This is a genomic window from Pseudomonas sp. S31 (genome assembly GCF_016648105.1).
Lineage (GTDB): Bacteria > Pseudomonadota > Gammaproteobacteria > Pseudomonadales > Pseudomonadaceae > Aquipseudomonas.
Map to the genome: position 1 here is coordinate 198,482 of NZ_JACVVE010000005.1, position 16,719 is coordinate 215,200.

Genomic DNA, 16,719 nt, shown 5'->3' on the forward strand with positions numbered 1-16,719 from the left:
TTGTCGCTGCCAGGACTCAGTTATTTCCGGTAATCGTCCAAGTCCGTCACCTTCCGGTCGACCTCCTTAGTGACTTGGCCAGCATGGCTAGGAGGGCCAGGTTGGCCTTCCGGCTGCAGGCTATTGAACGGAGGAGGGTTGAGACTCACGAGGGCGGTAAGCGTCTCTATAGCATCCTTGGCGCGCATCTCCATGAGCGCCGGCTTGACGTCTTGCCGGATGGTGCGGAATTGGCCAATGGCTATGGACAAGCCTTGGAGCAGTACCATGTTGATCATCTGATGCTGCTCCAGCTGGGCTTCAAGTTCAGCAGTGCGTTTGGATAGGCCGTCCTTTGTCCTCTTGTTCGAGGATTCGCGTCGATTCTTGAAGCCAGTGATCGCCTCCGCCGCGCCGACTCGCAATGCATCAAAGCCCTCAAAGCCTAGCTCAAACACGTTAGCCGCGTGGGCTTTGAGTGTATTGGTGCTCATGCGATCTTTGCGCTTGAGCTCGCCATCCTCCTCGAATTCGATCTCAAGAGCAGCAATAGCGCCCTGACTCCTTAAAGCTTTCAAGAGCCCTTCGTTTTCTGCGAAACGTGCCGGCTGTCGGATGGCCAGTTGCAGAAGATCTCGAAGCACCAGTAAGGATTTGGAATTTTTTTCATATGCAGCGGTTACTTTGTTCATCTCTCACCCTTAAATGCTCAAATACTTCATTCTAACGCTGGTCATGCTGCGGGCTCCACGATTTTTACGACGATCTGCATTTGTTCCCCGTTTTCATCTTCAAAGAAGTCAGGCTCGATCTCCACAATGCCTTCTTTTTGGAGTTGAGTGATTTCATCCTCGAGTTCATCCATGTCCCAAAGAAGAAAATCATCCGTGCCGTAGCGCTTCTTCAAAAGCTTCCTCAGGTTCTCATAGCTTTCCGTCCCGCCGTAGTGCAGCTGTTCAGCCACATGCTGGGATTTGGAACTCATCAGTTCCGCTCCTGTCAGGCTCTCAGTAATGTAGTTCCAAACGTGCCGCCGGTTGGTATGCGCAAGCATCCACTGAAGGGTTTCAAGTCCACCAAAGGAGCTGCTGTGGTAGAAAAGCATAGCAAAAAAACGCCTGAGTTGATGTTGTCTAATGTAATAGCGCTCTCCGGCCTCGTTTTTTGCAGTTTCGAAATAGTCGCAAAAAAAATCAAAGTTTGTTGCAAAAATGTCTTTGGTGCATTTGCTGAATTTTCGCGAACCTTGTGGGCATGGAACAGAAAAGAGACTGGTCATTTCTTTAATGTAACCAATTCGTTTCAAAATCTTTTGCATGCGGATGAGATTCTTGATCATTTCCACTGCAACTGGCTCAATGGGGCGTGCCTGGATGTTACGAATCCCGAATGTGGCTGTTGTGCTCTTCCTATTGAGAAATAGCAGCCACTGTTCAGTTGAGTCAAGGCAGGTCATGGTTTTGAGATCAATCAGCTCGCCAGATCGGCGAGCCATCAGTGCTCCAACGACTACCTGAACGCTACCGATATAAACTCGAACAAGTTCACACAGAGATGTGTTGTTTCGAAGTTTAAGATAGTAGTCTTCCCTGGAATGTCTAATCGCTGTGCGTGAGCGAAGGGAAACACTCGTCACGCCTAACTTAGTGGTCTCAGGGCGTAAAATAGTGAGTAAATTTTGTCCCTTAAATGCAATCGGAGGTTTTCCAGCTTTCACGCAATGAAGGGCTAGTCGGCAGAAGCTGCTAATAAGATGCTCGCCATGTTTGAAATGGTACTCAATGGCTTTATTTACGGCCCCAAGCACGATTGTGCTAGGTAATGTGCGGAATCGCCCACCTGTCGATACTTCAGCCTCATGGGACATAAGGCCCTCAAGGTCATCAATGTGTGGAGCCGGGACGCCGCTTTCGTGTAGGCACCCCATTCTATACAATGTGGTCTGATAATTGATGAAGCGATGGCTCAACACTTTACCTTGCGGGCCAGTGTGAATGCGAACTGCTGGAAACTCTCTCCCGTGATTGTGGTGTTGCGTATCAAAGGAAAGAGTAGGAATGAGGCGGCGCACTCCGCTTTTAGCGAAAAGAGTGTTTGGGTAAATGATTGCTGTCAGCTGAGGAACGTTTACTCGCCAATGGTTATGAACTTTGCGTAGAAGTCCCTGGGTGTAAAGCGCGGCGCGCGCATACGGAATTTCCGAGGCGGGAATTCCCAGGTTATTTTTATCCTCCTGCTCGGGGCTAACGAGCCTCATGGCTGGATGCTCATCCAAAACATCTTCTAGTAACTGCTTCGGTACGGATTCAATGATTGATGTGCTTAATTTCCCTACTGATACTTCCCAGTCAAAAATATCATCGGCATCTTTGGATTTTCCGGTTTTTTCAAGGATGTCGATAAGTTGATTTTTTCCGAGCCCTTCAAGACCAAATGTCGCAAGTTGATAATTTTTGCTGTTGATCAGGATGTAGTCAATAATGTGTCCGGTATAATAAAAGTTAGACTGCTGGCATGTAATTGAATTTGTTTCGGAGAGCATGTCTTTGGCGTTTTTGGTTGATGAGATGAGGTATTGTTTCAAGCCCTCGAGCAGGTCGTTGTGTTTAGGGTGTAAAAGGCTTTCACCATCGTCCAATGTCACATTCCAATCTACCGTACACACACTTTTTGTGCCGAGCTGGTACTCCCAGACGGGGGCGGAAAAATCACTGATCAGCCACTCCGCCTGTCGGAACATGGAGGTGTTATCGGCGAAGTAAGCATCCAGATAGTCGAACTGGCTCGGCGAATTAAGCAGCGTCATAGATCAATTCCTCCATGCGGGCAGCGTCGCACTGCTGTCTAGCCGATGCCAAATGTTCATGCAGCACTCCGTCGTTATCTCGCTCGATTTCCGCAGTCAGAACACTAGCGAATTCCGCCCAGTACTTTGCCTTCCCGCATACATCTCTGGGCCTTAATGCTTGCTTGACTGCTAACTCGAGCGAAAGCAGCGCAGCCAGACTGCCAGCACCAATACCAATATGAATTTGGCCTTGGTTATGTGCAATATCAGGCCGCTGGGTTCCCGTGCGCTCAGGGTCTTCAAGATGTTCTGGAATCTCTTTGATGGTATGGTTTTTCAGAAACACGTCAAGTTCAGCCATGCTAGTGAAGCTCGTCGCCTTGAGGAGATATGGACTGTCTTTCATCGCTAGGACGATAAACCCTTTTTGAAAGATGCGTACCCACCTAGATTGGAAGAAGGCTAGAAGGGATTGCGGGAGATAATGTGCAAGCAACTGTGCAGAGTGCTTAGCATGGCCTAGCGCTTTCGCCATCTCCTTGACGTCGCGGGTTTTGAGGTAAACCGCTACGCCGCAGGATGCCCGTAGCCTGGCCAGAGATACCCTTGAGATGTAATTCACCAGCTCTTCGCCGCGTAATGGAGTGTGTGGTTCAAACTGCTGTTCGATACGAGCTCTGAGATTAGGGTGTTTTTTTAGGCTGTTGGGCGTCCACGCCTTGTTAGTTTTTCCTGGGCTACTGAATGCATCACTACAAGAAAGGAACAAGTAGCGCCAGCTATCATCATTCTCTTTTCGCAGCTTGTCTCGCAGTGGCTGAGTAATCTCAATGACCTCCTTTACCCAGCGAGCTGATTCTTCGGTCAGGTCAATCTTGATTTCACTCAGCTTCGCGCCGCGACGATCCTTGTAGCAAGTTAGCTGGTAGCCAGTATCCGTCGGTAGGAATCCGCTCACAACTCCATTGGGGTTGTAAAGCTCTAAGTTTAAAATAGAGTGATGGGTAATCTTAGGGTGCGCGGACACCAAAAGGCATTGATGCGCGAACAATGTGCCCGCGGTAGGAATGCCTAGGTCGTACGCCATAGTCGTCTGAATTGATTTCTCACCGTATTGGCGTCTGAATTCACTGAGATTGGCCGGAAGTCCATATGCTTCGAACGTTGCGCAATGGTCTTCGAGGGGAGTGTTTTGCTTGCTGGGCCGTTTTGGTTGTCCAGGGGTATACGGCTTTCCAATTTTTGCAAGGTCTTTGCGCCGGCTCGCCCGCTCATAAAGGCTCTTAGATTGAGTCAAGGCCCAACTTTGGACAACAGAAATGTCGTATTCCACCTTGTGAAAAATGAGCTCAACCGCTTCGTTATCCGTGATGTGCAGAGGAATCTCGGTGATGAGTTGGTTTTGAACCTCAATGCCTTGGTCGTTGACTTTAATTTTGTGTTTGAGCGCGCCGATCTGGTCGCGCTTTTGAATTCGTGGGAGTGGAGTGAACGGTCGCGCCCACAAACCAGGCGCAATAAAGGCTGTTTCAACATTACTAATAAAAATGTTCCAAGACATAATGATGGAATGCTGCGTTTGAGCTGACTTGGCTTCTTGGTTCTTCTGTTTTTTCTGGCTTCCCTGAGTCGATCCACTGGTGAAAAATTCCCTCATATAGCTCAAGAAAAGTTGTTTCAGCTCTAAGGGGTTCTTGAAGGTTGAAATGGGCCATGCGTCTGAATTTTTGGCTAGGAATTCACAAAACCGATTAATTTCCGTTGTACTCGGCTTGGCATTTTTTCCGACAAATGCGTTCCATGCCTGATACAAATCCTCGGTGAATTTCGGCCCATGAGAATGCCAGAGCATCGACAGCTTTAAATATGCTGGCGCTCCGGTTAGCGCTACGATAGGCCAGCCCTTCCAATAATGAACAGCATGTTGGTCAAGGTGTTCGAAATTCTTGCCGGAAAGGTTTTCCCATTCTAATTTACACCGTTCAGAATCCGCTGTGTCCAGCGAAATGACAGGCATCCCTGGAACCTCTGCGCGGAGGTAGGATAAGCAGTCAATGAATCTCTTAATCCATCTTCTTTTTGTATCAGGCGATCCTTTAACAAAATTGTCTGACAGAATTGCGCCTACAAAGCAGTTAACAATCTTTGTAAACACTTTCTTTCGCGAAAGCGTAGTGTAGTTAAATTTGATTTTTGCGATATCGCAAAAGCATTCGAATAACTTCAGGGATGGCCCGATCGGGCTAATTTTATTTTTTTCTGCATGGCGCTCCATCGCCCTGACAAAGGCGAAGGGCAGGGTTCTGTGTGCATATCCGGCGAGGTAGTGCGAGGAGGCGATAATCATTGAGTAATCCAAACCAAGTCTTTTGCGAGTGATTGCTGCAGCCATCCGCAGCTGAGTTCGCTGCGAGTTGGAAGGGCATTGCGAACACCGTGCATGGGCCCAGGAATGTCGCTTTGAGCATTACCTGGTCGCGCTAGGCATCTCTCGGAGTTCCTAGGTCGTTCGCAGGCCAAGCCGGAAGCTGACCGAGCTGAGCACTGCTGAACGCTAGCTTTTCTGCGTATAGCTAGAGGACGAGAGCGATAACGCCGGTGTCAGGTGCGCGGTATTCGACTGGAAGACGGCTTGCAGGGTTGGCGAGGAGTCCTATTGAGGATCACTGCAGGGGTATGACGGGGGATTGGCTGACCCATAGAGCTGAGCTGTTCCGATCCGGGGCGGTAGCGCGGAGGAGCGCCTAAGGCCGACGACTCTGCGTGCCGGCAAGGAAAATGCCCTTGGTTGATAGTTGTCATCGTTGAAAAAGACTGCTTTTGTGACTGAGTTAGCCGTATCATAGGGCTTACACCCTACGTTGACAAGATCATGCAATCAGCAAACGGCTTCAAGTAGTCGTAGTCGATCGGGGCGGGCAGGCCGGGCAGCAGCTCGAAGCCGGGAGTGCCCGGCACGCAGTGGCTGACCCAGGTGAGGTCGGCGTTGGCCAGGGGCAGAGGCTGAAGCATCTGCCCAGCTTCGGCGACCACCCAGGCGGCGTTGGCGGGGTGGGCGTCCTTGCTGCCCAGGCGCAGGTCGGCGCGCAGGGCCATGGCGTTGAGATCCGGGGCGATCTCGTTGCCCTCCGGCACCGGCAGCTCCTGGGGGGCGTTGGCGGTGAAGCCGTTCTGCGCGTCGACATCGAAACTGGCGATCTTCATGGCAGTTCTCCTCGCTGGAATGGCAATATAATCCACCTGGTGAATTAAGTGTGTCAAGCCTTAATCCAACAGTAGCTTCAGGCTTGCCTTACTTAGATGCTCTGGTGGAATATAGCGGGATCAAAAAGGAGGCTCCCGGTGAGTACAGTAGAAGTCCTGGCCAGTGTCGATATCGTCGCCTTGCGCCTGGCCCCTGAAGCCCAGCATCTGCAAGTATTGTTGCACCGCCGCGAACGTGAGCCGCATGCCGGGCAATGGGCCTTGCCGGGCGTCATCGTCAATGGTCGCACCGCGGACAACAGCCTGGACGCCGCCGCCGACCGCGCCCTGCGCGAAAAGGCCCAGGTGCTGCCGCGCTATCTGGAACAGGTCGGTACCGAAGGCAATGCCTTCCGCGACCCGCGTGGCTGGTCGTTGAGCACGTGCTACCTGGCCTTGCTCGACCCGCAGCAACAGGCCGAGGGTGAGCAGTTGGCATTTTTCGACTTGGACAGCATCCTGGCGCGCAAGGTCCTGCTGCCGTTCGATCACAACCTGCTGGTGGAGCGGGCGCGCGAGCGGCTGGCGGCCAAGACCGTGTACAGCAGCCTGCCGCTGAACCTGCTGGCGGACAGGTTCACCGTGCTCGATGCGTTGGGGGCGGTGCAGGCGTGTCTGGGGCAGGCAGTGAACAACACCTCGCTGCGCAAGCGCCTGGAGCGTTTGCGCGAGCTGGGGTGGGTGAGGGACACCGGGGAGAAGAACCAGCCGCGGCTGGGGCGGCCACAGCAGTTGTATCAGTATACGCCGCAGGGTCAGCGGGCGTTCATGTTCGATCGGAGTTTGTTGCCTGAAGGTTCTTGAGCGGACCCTGCCCGTGTAGGAGCGGCCTAGTGCCGCCCCACAGGGTCAACCCGGTCAATGCGCGCAGCGGCTGGTATCGCCTTGTTCGGCCGGGGCCTTGCGCGCCGCCGCCAGAAGGGTCGCCAGCACGATCAGCGCAGCCCCCGCCGCCATGCGCAGGCTCGGCTGGTCGCCAAACAACCACCATGCGCCAAGGATCGCGTAGACCGGCTCCAGCGCGATGATCATGCCAGCGGTACGCGCTTCCAGGCCTTCCAGGCTCTTGACGAACAGGAACTGCGACAACCCGGTGCAGAACACGCCCAGCAGTGCCAGATTGACCCAGTCGCTGCCGGCCAGGCTGGTGCTGCCCAGGTGGGTGAAGGCGAACGGCGCCACCAGTGCTGCGACCACCACGTTCTGCCAGAAGGCTACCTGCATGGCGTTCATGCTCGATTTGTTGCGGCGGTTGGCTACGGTCAGCAGGGCGAACGCCAGGCCCGAGCCCAGGCCCCAGAGCAGGCCGACGGTGCCTTTGTCGAGCAGGTCGAAAGTGGGCACCACCATTACCAGGCCAGCGGTCACCATCAGCAGCAGCAAGCCTTGCACGGCCCCGATGCGCTGGCCGAACACGCCGCGTTCGATCATGGCGATGAAGGCCGGGAAGCTGGCGAAGCCCAAAGTGGCAACGGCCACACCGCCGACCTTGACGGCAATGAAGAAGGTCACCCAGTGGGTAGCCAGCAGGGCACCGGTCAGGCCCAGGATCGGCAGGTTGCGCAGGGTCAGCGCATCGAGCAGGCGGGTGCCCTTGAGCCCGGCGACGAAGCCCAGAGCGATGAAGGCGAAGGTGGCACGGCCGAAGGTGATGATGCTGGCGTCGGCCTCGATCAGGTGGCCGAGGATGCCGGTCAGGCCGAACAGCACCGCGGCGATATGGGCCACGCACAGGGCGTTGCGGTGGCCGGTGGCAGCACCGGCTACAGGGATTGTGGTCGCGATCATGGCAGTCAAGTCTTCACAATAAAGCGGGCGCAAGCACTCCCTACTTGGCGCGGCGCGGGTCTTCGATTCTGGGAGTTTTATAGTTAGCCCGGACGAACTGCCCGGTGCAGGGCGCCACAGCGTTGGAATTGTGAAGCGAGGCTGTTTTACTCGCGGATACCACACCGACGAGCCCACGGCGCGGGGCTGGTCGATGTGTGTATTATTTTTGTAGACAGGCTTTTGCAGCCGATTGCGGGCGACGTGTGCTTGTCCAATCGCGACATGTGCACGTGTCGCAGGGCGACAGGCTCAGTCGTCGCCGTAGTTCATGATCGACAGCAGGCGAATCGGCACCTGCACCAGTTGCTCGGGGCCGTGCGGGGTTTCGCCATCCAAGGTCAGGCTGTCGCCGGCCTGCATGTGGTAGAGCTGGTTACCGTGGCGGTAGACCAGTTCGCCTTCGAGCAGGTGGAGAAATTCCGTGCCGGGGTGGGCGAAGGTCGGAAACTCCTCGCTGGCGTCGTCCATGCTCACCATGTACGCCTCGAAGTTCTTCTTCGGCCCCCTGGCGTGATTGAGCAAATGATAGGTGTGACCCTTTTCCGTACCCCGGCGCACGACCTCCAACCCTTCGCCAGCCTTTACCAGCAGGGCATTGCCATCCGGCTGGTCGTACTGGCTGAACAGCTTGGCCATTGGCATGCCCAGCACGTCGCACAGGCGGCTCAGGGTGTCGAGGCTGGTGGAGACCTGGGCGTTCTCGATCTTGCTCAGCATGCCCTGGCTGATTCCGGCGATGCGTGCCACGTCGGCAAGCTTGAGGGACTGGGCCTGACGCTGGCGCTTGATCTGCAGACCCAGGTATTGCTCCAGGCGAAGGCGCGGTTCGGTTGCGGTCGACATCGGATGTCCTGCACGGTTTCAGTTCAAGAATAAAGTTTTCGCACTGGGAATGTGCGAAAGGCGGCTGCGTTGGTCGCCTCTTTCCTCAGGTGAAAGCAAGTTTCCCATAAATACAGCAGAAAAACCTGCCTGTGTTGTGTCTTGCCTGTGCTGGCCTCTTCGCGGCTAAAGCCGCTCCTACACGGGGCGCGCGACTTCTGTAGGAGCGGCTTTAGCCGCGAAAGGGCCGGCACAGCCCACCCAAGATCATCCCCCTGAACCAGAGTTGGCAAGCGCATTGCATTCCTGTGAGGAAAGTAAGTTTCTCATGCGGAATCAGTGCCCCTCACCCAGGAGTGATCTATCCATGTTGCCAGCAGAAACCCAGCGCACCCTCGATCAGCACGGCATCAAGTACGTGCTGGCGCAGTTCGTCGATATCCATGGTTCGGCGAAGACCAAGTCGGTGCCGGTATCGGGCCTCAAGATGGTGGCTGAAGAGGGTGCCGGCTTTGCCGGGTTCGCCATCTGCGGCATGGGCATGGAGCCCCATGGCCCTGACTTCATGGCCCGTGGCGACCTGTCCACGCTGATTCCGGTGCCCTGGCAGCCGGGCTATGGCCGGGTGGTGTGCGTGGGCCATGTCAACGGTCAGCCCTGGCCCTATGACACCCGGCATGTCCTGCAGCAACAAGTGCAGCGCCTGGCCGACAAGGGCTGGACCCTGAATACTGGCCTGGAACCTGAGTTCAGCCTGTTCCGCCGCGACGAAGGCGGCAAACTGCAACTGGTGGACGCCTCCGACAACCTCGACAAGCCGTGCTACGACTACAAAGGCCTGTCGCGCTCGCGGCTGTTCCTCGAGCGCCTGACCGAGGCGCTGCAACCGGTCGGTTTCGACATCTACCAGATCGACCACGAGGACGCCAACGGCCAGTTCGAGATCAACTACACCTACAGCGACGCCATGGAGTCGGCCGACCGCTTCACCTTCTTCCGCATGGCCGCCGGCGAAATCGCCAACGACCTGGGGATGATCTGCTCGTTCATGCCCAAGCCCGACCCCAAGCGCGCCGGCAACGGCATGCACTTTCACCTGTCGCTGGCCAGCAGCAGCAACAAGAACCTCTTCCACGACCCATCCGACAGCAGCGGCATGGGCCTGTCGAAACTGGCCTATCACTTCGCCGCCGGCCTGCTGGCGCACGGCCCGGCGCTGTGCGCCTTCGCCGCGCCCACGGTCAACTCCTACAAGCGCCTGGTAGTCGGCCGCTCGCTGTCCGGTGCCACCTGGGCCCCGGCCTTCGTCGCCTACGGCGCCAACAACCGCTCGGCGATGGTGCGCATTCCCTATGGCCGCCTGGAATTCCGCCTGCCGGACGCCGGCTGCAACCCCTACCTGGTGACCGCCGCGATCATCGCTGCCGGCCTCGACGGCATCGACCGCGAGCTCGACCCCGGGCAGATGTGCAACGAGAACCTCTACAACCTGAGCCTGGAAGAGATCGCCGCTCGCGGCATCACGACCCTGCCGCAGTCGCTCAAGGAAGCCGCCGACGCCCTGGAGGCCGACCCGCTGTTCCGCGAGGTGCTCGGCGCTGAGATCGTCGATGAGTTCATCAAGCTCAAGCGCATGGAGTGGGTGGAGTACTGCCGCCACGTCTCCGACTGGGAAATCCAGCGTTACACGGAATTCTTCTGATCACCCAATCCCCTGGGTGGCGCGCCATGCCGTGTCCGCCCACTGCCTAGAAGGAGTATCACCATGTGTGGAATCGTAGGTCTGTACCTCAAGAAGCCTGAGCTGGAAGCCCAGCTCGGCAAGCTCTTCGAACCCATGCTCGAGGCCATGACCGACCGTGGCCCGGACAGTGCCGGCTTCGCCATCTATGGTGACGAGGTCGCCGATGGCTGGGTCAAACTGACCCTGCAGGCGCCTGGCATCGACTACCCCTGGGCTGCCCTGATGGGCCAGCTGGAAGGCCGCCTGGGCTGCTCGCTGGACTGGTTCCAGAACGCCAGCGCCGCCGTGCTCAAGTTGCACACCAGCGAGGCAGCCGCTCGCCAAGCCCTGGCCGAGCTGGCGCCTGACCTGCGCATCATGAGCGCCGGGCAGAGCATCGAGATCCTCAAGGGCATGGGCCTGCCGGCAGAAATCTCCAGCCGCTTCGGTCTGGCTGGCATGAAGGGCAGCCACATCATCGGCCATACCCGCATGGCCACCGAAAGCGCCGTGACCATGGAAGGCAGCCACCCGTTCTCCACCGGCGCCGACCTGTGCCTGGTGCACAACGGCTCGCTGTCCAACCACTTCCGCCTGCGTCAGGAACTCAAGCGCGAAGGTATCCATTTCGAAACCGACAACGACACCGAAGTGGCCGCCGGCTACCTGACCTGGCGCCTGCAACAGGGCGACAGCCTGGCGAAGGCCCTGGATGGTGCATTGGAAGACCTCGACGGCTTCTTCACCTTCGCCATCGGCACCCGCAATGGCTTCGCGGTGATCCGCGACCCGATCGCCTGCAAGCCGGCGGTACTGGCCGAAACCGACGACTACGTGGCCATGGCCTCGGAATACCAGGCCCTGGCCAGCCTGCCGGGCATCGACAAGGCCAAGGTCTGGGAGCCGGCGCCGGCCACCCTGTACGTCTGGGAACGCGAGAGCGCCTGACCCTCACTGAATCTGCGGAGACTTGCATGAACACGATCGACCTTTCCAGCACTTCGGTGCGCGAACTCAACCAAGCCTTGCACGGTGAAGTACAGGGCAGCGAGTGGCAGGTCAGCCACCCGGACGGCAAGCACAACCTGGCCGTGGGCATCGACCAGGCAGTGACGGTGGATATCGACGGCCACGCCGGCTACTACTGCGCCGGTATGAACCAGCAGGCCAACATCACCGTGCACGGCAACGTCGGCGTTGGCGTAGCCGAGAACATGATGTCCGGTTCGGTACGGGTCAAGGGCAGCGCCTCCCAGGCCGCCGGTGCCACCGCCCATGGCGGGCTGCTGGTGATCGAGGGCGATGCTGGCGCGCGTTGCGGTATTTCCATGAAAGGCGTGGATATCGTGGTGGGCGGCAGCATCGGCCACATGAGCTGCTTCATGGGCCAGGCCGGGCGCCTGGTGGTGTGCGGCGATGCCGGCGATGCCCTGGGCGATTCGCTGTACGAGGTGCGCATCTACGTCAAGGGTTCGGTCAAGTCGCTGGGTTCGGACTGCATCGAGAAGGAAATGCGCGCCGAGCACATCCAGGAGCTGCAGGCCCTGCTCGACGAGGCAGGCCTGGCGCACCACGCCGCGGATTTCAAACGCTATGGCTCGGCCCGCGAGCTGTACAACTTCAAAGTCGACAACGCCAGCGCGTACTGATCAAGGAGCATCCCCATGAGCGAGCAATTCCCCCCGGTACTGCGTGAGTCGGCCACCTTCGATCGCCTGACCATCCAGGAAATCCAGCGCGCCGCCGAAACCGGCATCTACGACATCCGTGGCGGTGGCACCAAACGCCGTGTGCCGCACTTCGACGACCTGCTGCTGCTGGGCGCCAGCGTGTCGCGCTATCCGCTCGAAGGCTACCGCGAGAAGTGCGGCACCGACGTGGTGCTGGGCACGCGCTTCGCCAAGAAGCCGATCCACCTGAAGATCCCGGTGACCATCGCCGGCATGAGCTTCGGCGCGCTGTCGGCCAATGCCAAGGAAGCCCTGGGCCGTGGCGCGACCATCGCCGGCACCAGCACCACCACCGGTGACGGTGGCATGACCCCGGAAGAACGCGGCCAGTCGCAGCACCTGGTGTACCAGTATCTGCCGTCGCGCTATGGCATGAACCCCGACGACCTGCGTAAGGCCGATGCCATCGAGATCGTCCTTGGCCAGGGTGCCAAGCCGGGCGGCGGCGGCATGCTGCTGGGCATGAAGGTGACCGAGCGGGTCGCTGGCATGCGCACCTTGCCGATCGGTGTCGACCAGCGTAGCGCCTGCCGTCATCCGGACTGGACCGGCCCGGACGACCTGGCGATCAAGATTGCCGAGCTGCGCGAGATCACCGACTGGGAAAAGCCCATCTACGTGAAGATCGGTGCCAGCCGCCCGTATTACGACGTCAAGCTGGCGGTCAAGGCCGGTGCTGACGTGATCGTGCTCGACGGTATGCAGGGGGGCACTGCGGCCACCCAGGAAGTGTTCATCGAGCACGTCGGCATCCCCATCCTGCCGGCCATTCCACAAGCCGTGCAGGCCCTGCAGGAAATGGGCATGCACCGCAAGGTGCAATTGATCGTCTCGGGCGGTATCCGCAACGGCGCCGATGTGGCCAAGGCCATGGCGCTCGGTGCCGATGCCGTGGCGATCGGCACGGCGGCGCTGATCGCCCTGGGCGACAACCACCCGCGCCTGGACAGCGAACTGAAGAAGATCGGCTCGGCCGCCGGCTTCTATGACGACTGGCAGAACGGCCGTGACCCGGCCGGCATCACCACCCAGGACCCGGAACTGGCCAAGCGCCTGCACCCGGAGGAGGCCGGCCGCCGCCTGGCCAACTACCTGCGGGTGCTGGTGCTGGAGGCGCAGACCATGGCCCGAGCCTGCGGCAAGTCGCACCTGCACAACCTCGACCCCGAGGACCTGGTGGCGCTGACCGTCGAAGCGGCGGCCATGGCGCGGGTGCCGTTGGCCGGTACCGCCTGGGTGCCGGGGCAGGTGCAGTACTGATCCATTGGTGATTGGGGCCGCGTTGCGGCCCATCGCGGCGCAAGGCCGCTCCTACCGGGGAACGCATCGTCCGAGCCATGCGCGATCCCCTGTAGGAGCGGCCTTGCGCCGCGAAGGGCTGCAACGCAGCCCCAGCCCACCCACCTTCCGCACAGGAGTGACTCCATGAAGCTTGCCCTCGCTGTTGTGTTGTTCGCATTGACGCCGTTGGCCCACGCTGCCGAACCCACCCTCGATACCGGCAATACCGCCTGGATGATCTGCGCGGCGATGTTCGTGCTGATGATGTGCATCCCCGGCCTTGCGCTGTTCTATGGTGGCATGGTGCGGGCGAAGAACTTCCTCTCGGTGTTCACCCAGCTGTTCGCCGTGGCCGGGGTCATCGGTATCCTCTGGGTCTTGTTCGGCTACAGCCTGGTGGTCGACACCACCGGCATGGTCGCGGGCGAGCTGACGTGGAACAGCTTCATCGGTGGCCTGGACAAGGCGCTGATGCTGAACATCGGCCACGACAGCCTGGTCGGGACCATCCCCGAGGGGGTGTTCGCGGTGTTCCAGCTGACCTTCGCCATCATCACCCCGGCGCTGATAGCGGGTGGTTTTGCCGAGCGCATGAAGTTCAGCGCCTCGCTGTTGTTCATGGTGGCCTGGTTCATCCTGGTGTACGCGCCGGTCGCGCACATGGTCTGGGGCGGGCCGGGGGCGTTGATGGTCGACTGGGGCGTGCTCGACTTTGCCGGTGGCACCGCGGTGCACATCAACTCGGGCGTCGCGGCCCTGGCGGCCGCCCTGATGCTCGGCAAGCGCAAAGGCTACCCGCAGGTGGCGATGCCGCCCCACAACCTGGGCTTCACCCTGGTCGGCGCGGGGCTGCTATGGGTCGGCTGGTTCGGCTTCAACGTCGGGTCCGGGCTCGCCGCCAACGAAGGGGCAGGGGTGGTGATGCTGGCGACCATGGTCGCGGCCTGTGCCGGGATCGTCGGCTGGTTGCTCAGCGAAAAGCTCATGCATGGCCGGCCTACCGCATTGGGCGCCGCTTCCGGCGCACTGGCCGGGCTGGTCGGCATCACCCCGGCGTGCGCCTTCGTCGGGCCCTTGGGAGCGGTGGTGATCGGCTTGCTGACCGGGGCCATATGCTTCCTTGGCGTGACCCGGCTGAAGCAGGCGCTGGGGTATGACGACAGTCTCGACGTATTCGGGCTGCATGGGATTGGCGGCATCGTTGGCGCGATACTGACCGGGGTGTTCGCCGCGCCTGCGCTGGGGGGATACGTGGAAGGTGTGGCGCCGGTGGCGCAAGTGCTGGTGCAGCTCAAGGGGGTGGCGTTCACCTTCGTCTATTGCTTCGTGGTGAGCCTGGCGATTCTGGGGACGTTGAAACTGGTGATCGGCTTGCGGGCCAGCCGGGAGGAAGAGGAGCAGGGGTTGGATCTGGCCGAGCACAATGAGCGGGCTTACAACCTGTAAGTGATGGGTTGCCCGTGCTGGCCTCTTCGCGGGTAAACCCGCTCCTACAGGGTCTCATTGCCTCTGTAGGAGCGGGTTCACCCGCGAAGAGGCCAGTACAGGCACCATCAACCTCTGATCAACTGCCCATCGCCAACTTGGCACTCACCTGCCGACGACGATACGCACTGTCGCGGCTCGCCAGCCACCAGTACAGCGGCGAGGTGATCACCAGGCCCACCAGCCACGACAGGTCGGCACCGTTGATATGCTCGGAAATCGGCCCGACATACAGCGGGGTGTTCATGAAAGGAATCTGCACCACGATCCCCACCGCGTAGGCGATCAGCGCCTGCGGGTTGTAACGGCCATAGATCCCGCCATCGACCTTGAAGATCGACTGGATGTCGTAGTCGCCCTTGTGGATCACATAGAAGTCGATCAGGTTGATCGCGGTCCACGGCACCAGCACCACCAGCAGCACCAGCACCATGTCGACGAAGTGGCCGATGAAGTCCGCCGAGGCGAATACTGCCACCACGCAGCAGGCCGCCAGCACGATCAGCGACAGCACTGCACGGCTCTTGGCGGTGGGGATCCAGCGGTAGGCGAAGGTCTGCACCAGGGTGATGATCGACAGCACCGCGCCATACAGGTTGAGCGCGTTGTGGCTGATCACGCTGAGCAGGAACAGCACCAGCATGATCGGGCCAAGGGTACCGGTAGCCAGTTTGACCGCGTCCATGGTGTCCATGCCGGCCGGGATCGCCAGCACCGCCACGGCGCCGAAGATGAACGACAGGCTCGAGCCCAGGGCCGAGCCCAGGTAGGTGGTCCAGAAGGTCGAGCTGACCTTGACGTCGGCGGGCAGGTAGCGCGAGTAGTCCGATACGTAGGGGGCGAAGGCGATCTGCCACAGCGCCGCCAGCGATACGGTGGCCAGCCAGCCGGCCAGGTTGAAGCCGCCGCGGGTCAGGAAGTCGTCGCTCTGCACATGGCTGAAGATGTAGCCGAAACCGACCACGATGCCGATGCCCAGCACCCAGGTGCCGATGCGGTTGAGCACGTGGATGAAGCGGTAGCCGATGATGCCGATGATCCCCGAGCCCAGCGCGCCGACGACGATGCCCACCGGTACTGGCACGGCCTCTACCACGCCATGCAGCGATTTACCGGCCAGTACGATGTTGGAGGCGAAGAAGCCGATGTACATCACCCCGGCGATCACCACCACCAGCAGGGCACCGAGCGAGCCGAACTGGGCACGGCTCTGGATCATCTGCGGGATGCCCATCTGCGGGCCCTGGGCCGAATGCAGCGCCATCAGCACGCCGCCGAGCAGGTGGCCGACCAGGATGGCGACCACGCCCCATACCAGGTTCAGGTGAAACAGCTGCACGCCGAGCGCGCCGGTGACGATGGGCAACGGCGCGATGTTGCCGCCGAACCACAGGGTGAACAGATCCCTTACCTTTCCATGGCGGTCTTGCGGCGGCACGTAGCCGATCGTGTGTTTTTCTATGAGGGGTGCCGTATTGGCTGCACTGGTCATGACTGACTCCAAGGCAAGGTAGGGCGACGGAAGCTGCCCGGGGGCGTGCCGGCGATGGGCGACGCGTTCTTGTTGGAGCGATGATGCGGGGCGCCGGGATGGTGGGAAATTAGTAAATTTGTGCCCATAGACGTTAAAAAAACTAAGGCTGACAAAAGCTTAAGCGGGGGACGGTAGCAAGGAGGGTGCCAGGTGGCGGGAGGGCTTGGAATAGAGGGGGTTGTGGTGTGATGGGCCGGGTGGGGTGGGCTATGGTGGTGCACAGTGCGCGGTAAAGGGGCGGGTGAGTAGGTTGCCAGTGCTGGCCACATAGCCGGGGTAAAAAACACCCCCAACGAAAAAAATA

Annotated in this window: 12 protein-coding genes and 1 pseudogene; 6 read left to right on the forward strand and 7 right to left on the reverse strand. The window is 59.3% G+C overall.

Annotation, left to right across the window (positions count from 1 at the left end; genetic code table 11):
- Window positions 1–20: 20 nt before the first annotated feature.
- The 4 genes and pseudogenes from IAE37_RS06425 to IAE37_RS06440 form a co-directional block, all read right to left on the reverse strand.
- Window positions 21–671 (reverse strand): hypothetical protein, encoded by a 651-nt coding sequence (locus IAE37_RS06425; RefSeq protein ID WP_201171111.1) that lies wholly within the window; start codon window positions 669–671, stop codon window positions 21–23.
- Window positions 672–712: 41 nt separating this feature from the next.
- Window positions 713–2,785, reverse strand: coding sequence for an integrase (locus IAE37_RS06430; protein ID WP_201171114.1), 2,073 nt, complete (start codon window positions 2,783–2,785; stop codon window positions 713–715).
- Window positions 2,772–5,114 carry a hypothetical protein gene (locus IAE37_RS06435; RefSeq protein WP_201171117.1) on the reverse strand — a complete coding sequence of 781 codons (2,343 nt, stop codon included), beginning with the start codon at window positions 5,112–5,114 and terminating at the stop codon, window positions 2,772–2,774. The genes IAE37_RS06430 and IAE37_RS06435 overlap by 14 nt, the downstream gene beginning before the upstream one ends.
- A 548-nt stretch (window positions 5,115–5,662) precedes the next feature.
- Window positions 5,663–5,971, reverse strand: a pseudogene (locus IAE37_RS06440) (nicotinamidase); the annotation flags it as partial.
- Between the two features lie 138 nt (window positions 5,972–6,109).
- Here IAE37_RS06440 and IAE37_RS06445 point away from each other — a divergent pair.
- A complete protein-coding gene (locus tag IAE37_RS06445) occupies window positions 6,110–6,814 on the forward strand; it encodes an NUDIX hydrolase (RefSeq protein ID WP_201171120.1) in 705 nt (234 codons plus the stop codon).
- A 54-nt stretch (window positions 6,815–6,868) separates the two neighbouring features.
- Here the strand turns inward: IAE37_RS06445 and IAE37_RS06450 are convergent, their stop codons facing one another.
- On the reverse strand, window positions 6,869–7,798 hold the full coding sequence (locus IAE37_RS06450) for a DMT family transporter (protein ID WP_201171123.1): 930 nt from the start codon (window positions 7,796–7,798) through the stop codon (window positions 6,869–6,871).
- 291 nt (window positions 7,799–8,089) lie between these two features.
- Entirely contained in the window at window positions 8,090–8,683 is a 594-nt protein-coding gene (locus IAE37_RS06455; RefSeq protein WP_201171126.1) for a helix-turn-helix domain-containing protein, read from the reverse strand.
- A 346-nt stretch (window positions 8,684–9,029) separates the two neighbouring features.
- Between IAE37_RS06455 and glnT the strand changes: the two genes are divergently transcribed.
- From glnT to IAE37_RS06480, 5 genes are all read left to right on the forward strand, one after another.
- Window positions 9,030–10,364, forward strand: coding sequence for a type III glutamate--ammonia ligase (gene glnT / locus IAE37_RS06460; protein WP_201171129.1), 1,335 nt, complete (start codon window positions 9,030–9,032; stop codon window positions 10,362–10,364).
- A gap of 63 nt (window positions 10,365–10,427) precedes the next feature.
- Window positions 10,428–11,333, forward strand: coding sequence for a class II glutamine amidotransferase (locus IAE37_RS06465; RefSeq protein ID WP_201171138.1), 906 nt, complete (start codon window positions 10,428–10,430; stop codon window positions 11,331–11,333).
- A 26-nt stretch (window positions 11,334–11,359) separates the two neighbouring features.
- Window positions 11,360–12,034 carry a protein glxC gene (locus IAE37_RS06470; RefSeq protein ID WP_201171139.1) on the forward strand — a complete coding sequence of 225 codons (675 nt, stop codon included), beginning with the start codon at window positions 11,360–11,362 and terminating at the stop codon, window positions 12,032–12,034.
- A 15-nt stretch (window positions 12,035–12,049) separates the two neighbouring features.
- Window positions 12,050–13,375 (forward strand): FMN-binding glutamate synthase family protein, encoded by a 1,326-nt coding sequence (locus IAE37_RS06475; RefSeq protein WP_201171140.1) that lies wholly within the window; start codon window positions 12,050–12,052, stop codon window positions 13,373–13,375.
- Between the two features lie 165 nt (window positions 13,376–13,540).
- Window positions 13,541–14,842, forward strand: coding sequence for an ammonium transporter (locus IAE37_RS06480; protein WP_201171141.1), 1,302 nt, complete (start codon window positions 13,541–13,543; stop codon window positions 14,840–14,842).
- Window positions 14,843–14,960: 118 nt separating this feature from the next.
- On the opposite strand, the gene IAE37_RS06485 is transcribed toward IAE37_RS06480, so the two are convergent.
- Window positions 14,961–16,373 carry a purine-cytosine permease family protein gene (locus IAE37_RS06485; RefSeq protein WP_201171143.1) on the reverse strand — a complete coding sequence of 471 codons (1,413 nt, stop codon included), beginning with the start codon at window positions 16,371–16,373 and terminating at the stop codon, window positions 14,961–14,963.
- Between the last annotated feature and the right edge of the window lie 346 nt (window positions 16,374–16,719).

Bases quoted from the DNA above. Each gene is read 5' to 3' on its own strand.
- glnT (WP_201171129.1), top strand. From the start codon at position 9,030: ATGTTGCCAGCAGAAACCCAGCGCACCCTCGATCAGCACGGCATCAAG.
- IAE37_RS06425 (WP_201171111.1), bottom strand. From the start codon at position 671: ATGAACAAAGTAACCGCTGCATATGAAAAAAATTCCAAATCCTTACTG.
- IAE37_RS06470 (WP_201171139.1), top strand. From the start codon at position 11,360: ATGAACACGATCGACCTTTCCAGCACTTCGGTGCGCGAACTCAACCAA.
- IAE37_RS06430 (WP_201171114.1), bottom strand. From the start codon at position 2,785: ATGACGCTGCTTAATTCGCCGAGCCAGTTCGACTATCTGGATGCTTAC.
- IAE37_RS06455 (WP_201171126.1), bottom strand. From the start codon at position 8,683: ATGTCGACCGCAACCGAACCGCGCCTTCGCCTGGAGCAATACCTGGGT.
- IAE37_RS06480 (WP_201171141.1), top strand. From the start codon at position 13,541: ATGAAGCTTGCCCTCGCTGTTGTGTTGTTCGCATTGACGCCGTTGGCC.
- IAE37_RS06475 (WP_201171140.1), top strand. From the start codon at position 12,050: ATGAGCGAGCAATTCCCCCCGGTACTGCGTGAGTCGGCCACCTTCGAT.
- IAE37_RS06485 (WP_201171143.1), bottom strand. From the start codon at position 16,373: ATGACCAGTGCAGCCAATACGGCACCCCTCATAGAAAAACACACGATC.
- IAE37_RS06450 (WP_201171123.1), bottom strand. From the start codon at position 7,798: ATGATCGCGACCACAATCCCTGTAGCCGGTGCTGCCACCGGCCACCGC.
- IAE37_RS06435 (WP_201171117.1), bottom strand. From the start codon at position 5,114: ATGATTATCGCCTCCTCGCACTACCTCGCCGGATATGCACACAGAACC.
- IAE37_RS06465 (WP_201171138.1), top strand. From the start codon at position 10,428: ATGTGTGGAATCGTAGGTCTGTACCTCAAGAAGCCTGAGCTGGAAGCC.